We start from the raw sequence: 2256 nt of genomic DNA on the forward strand, positions 1-2256 counted from the left end.
CTTTTTTTGTCTATAGAAGGTTCAACTAATCGCCATAGGTCTTTAGGGCGGAAACATCTACTTTTTAACCATCGGCTAACCGTGTCATGAGATAAAGGCGATGGGCTGACTTCTGATAACGCCAAACTAGAGTATCTTACACTGCTTACTTGCAAGAATATTTTATAGATATCTTTAATGCATGGATAACCGGACAAAATATGAACATCCTGATTTTTTCTTGTTTTTAAATTTATACTTCTTTTTTAGAGACTGCGAAACTCGTGGCCTAATGACAATGGCACTTTGATTGGTAATGTTGAAAACCGTGAGTGTATGCCAATTAAAGGGATCACCAGTCTAAATAATATGGCAATGATTAATGTCGCTGGGCCGGGTATGAAGGGCATGGTAGGTATGGCTGCTCGCATCTTTTCCACCATGTCGTATAAGGGAATTTCAATTGTATTAATCACGCAATCTTCTTCTGAATATAGTATTAGTTTTTGTCTGCATCAGGTTCAATTAGCTGAGGCATATAAAGCACTGACTGAAGAGTTTTATTTGGAATTAAAGGAAGGTTTGCTTAGCCCATTGGATATCATTGAGCAGCTTGCTATTATCTCAGTCGTTGGTGATGGAATGCGAACTTTCAAGGGAATATCAGCCCGTTTTTTTTCTGCCTTGACGCTTGGTAATATTAATATTGTCGCTATTGCACAAGGCTCTTCTGAGCGTTCAATTTCTGCAGAGATTGATAATAATATGACTACAATTGCTGCGCAATTATGTCACCAAATGTTGTTTGATACCGCTCAAATTATTAATGTTTTTGTTGTTGGTGTTGTTGGTGTTGTTGGTGTTGTTGGTGTTGTTGGTGTTGTTGGTGTTGTTGGTGTTGGCAATGCTTTACTTGAACAAATTTATCGGCAACAGAATTGGTTGAAAGAGAAACATGTTGATCTGCGAGTTTGTGCAATTGCTAATTCGCGGGTGATGTTAACTGATATTAAAGGCTTAACGCTGGATAATTGGCAAATAGCATTATCACAATCTAAACAAGCTTTTAGTTTAAGTAATCTGTGCCAATTACAGGATAAACACTGTTTTCTCAATCCAGTCATCGTTGATTGCACCGCTGAACAGCAAATAGCGAAGCATTATGCTTTTTTGCTTAAGGCGGGGTTTAATATTGTTACGCCAAATAAAAAAAGCCAATACAGATAGTATGGATTATTATCACCAGCTCCGATTGGTTGCTGAGCAATCAAAACGTAAATTTCTGTATGAAACGAATGTTGGTGCTGGTTTACCGGTTATTGAAAATTTGCAGAATTTACTCAATGCCGGTGATGAATTGCTAGAGTTTAGCGGAATTCTTTCTGGCTCACTTTCCTATATTTTTGGTTTACTCGATGAAGGGATGTCTTTATCGCAGGCGACGCTGTTAGCAAAAGAAAAAGGTTTTACTGAACCAGATCCTAGAGATGATCTTTCTGGTATCGATGTTGCTCGTAAGCTGTTGATCCTAGCGCGTGAAGCCGGTTATTGTCTTGAACTTAATGATATTGAAATTGAACCTATATTGCCCGCCTCTTTTGATGTTAGTGGTAACGTTAACCATTTTCTTCAACGATTAACACAATTAGATCAAAATTTTAAAATAAGGGTTAGCCAAGCAACTGCACAGGGAAAGGTTCTTCGTTATATCGGGTTAATTAAAGAAGGTTGTTGTCAGGTAAAAATGGTAGCAGTCGATAAACACAATCCACTTTATAAAGTTAAAAATGGTGAAAATGCTTTAGCATTTTATACCCGCTATTATCAGCCCATTCCATTAGTACACGAGTTTCGCACAAAACTAATTTGGGTACGCTAATAAAACACGGATGTGCTCAGCAATAGCATTTTTGATTACGTCCCAATTTTGTTGATAAAGGATTATTTTTTCAGATATACGACGTTTATGTTGTTCAAACCACGCAGAAATAGCGAGAAAAATATGATTTCTTTGCGCTCGGCTCGTGCGAGCCTGACAGCGTTCAATACCACAATTTTGTTTAACTTCTCGATGATAAACTTCAACAGACCAACGGGCATCCATGATAGATTTGACGTATTCACGGGTGGGATTCTCTTTGTTTGTTACTATGTAATCAATACGGCCGTTTTTGGCTGTAAATTTGAAAACAGTCACCCAACCGTAGCCTCGTAAGTGTATTGGAGTTCCTTCTTCTGAGATGTCTAACTTGTTCAGTTGTTTATTATGGTTAACAA

The 2256-nt window shown here is 37.8% G+C and carries 2 protein-coding genes and 1 pseudogene; 1 reads left to right on the forward strand and 2 read right to left on the reverse strand.

Translation table 11 applies throughout. The features are described from left to right. The coding region (locus CBG25_RS13950) for a hypothetical protein (protein WP_290604058.1) at positions 1-197 on the reverse strand (197 nt) is incomplete at its 3' end. An 82-nt stretch (positions 198-279) separates the two neighbouring features. Here CBG25_RS13950 and CBG25_RS13955 point away from each other — a divergent pair. Beyond that, positions 280-1822: pseudogene (locus tag CBG25_RS13955) on the forward strand (ACT domain-containing protein); the annotation flags it as partial. 18 nt (positions 1823-1840) lie between these two features. On the opposite strand, the gene CBG25_RS13960 reads toward CBG25_RS13955, so the two are convergent. Continuing rightward, a partial coding sequence (locus CBG25_RS13960) for a transposase (RefSeq protein WP_290603810.1) occupies positions 1841-2256 on the reverse strand: 416 nt, incomplete at its 5' end.

Origin of the sequence: Arsenophonus sp. ENCA, from assembly GCF_002287155.1 — a bacterium.
In the GTDB taxonomy this organism is placed as follows: Bacteria; Pseudomonadota; Gammaproteobacteria; order Enterobacterales; family Enterobacteriaceae; genus Arsenophonus; species Arsenophonus nilaparvatae.